This is a genomic window from Acinetobacter sp. CFCC 11171, assembly GCF_003268405.1.
GTDB lineage: Bacteria > Pseudomonadota > Gammaproteobacteria > Pseudomonadales > Moraxellaceae > Acinetobacter > Acinetobacter amyesii.
In genome coordinates this window covers 1-723 of the sequence record NZ_LQXP01000110.1, presented here as the reverse complement: position 1 = coordinate 723, position 723 = coordinate 1, and the positions used below count along the sequence as shown (strand labels likewise).

At 35.5% G+C, this 723-nt stretch carries 1 pseudogene; it reads left to right on the top strand.

The features are described from left to right. Positions 1-723, top strand: a pseudogene (locus tag AVJ20_RS18085) (IS4-like element ISAba33 family transposase); the annotation flags it as partial.

Here is a 723-nt window from a genome sequence, read left to right as displayed (position 1 = left end):
TAGCCATCGTCTATCGTGGAATATCGATACCTATTGTTTGGACATTGCTCAATAAACGTGGAAATTCAGATACAAAAGAGCGTATTGCTTTGATTCAACGCTTTATCTCCATTTTTGGTAAAGATCGTATTGTGAATGTGTTTGCAGACAGAGAATTTATCGGTGAGAAATGGTTTACATGGTTAATTGAAAATGACATTAACTTCTGTATACGTGTTAAAAAAACTTTATTGTGACCAATCACTTAGCCAAGAATCATAAAATTAGTGATTTATTTCGTCATCTTCAAGTTGGTCAAACTGAATGTCGTAAACGACGTATTTGGGTTGGTCGAGTGAAACTGTATATTAGTGCGCTACGATTAGAAGATGGAGAACTTTTACTTGTTGTTTCTCCTATGTTTAATGCTTCTGCTATTCGTGATTATGCATTACGCTGGGAAATCGAAACGTTATTTAGTTGTCTCAAAGGACGTGGATTCAATCTTGAAAATACTCGTTTAACAGACCCTAGACGAGTCAAGAAATTGATAGCAGTGCTAGCTATCGGTTTCTGTTGGTGCTATTTAACAGGTGAATGGCAACATGATCGGAAAAAAGCGATAAAAATAAAGAAGCATGGACGACTTTCAGTAAGTTTATTTCGCTACGGTTTGGACTATGTTCAAATGGCTATTCTACGTTTGATTGGTTTTGGAAAAAAAGAAGAATTTAAGAAAGTGCT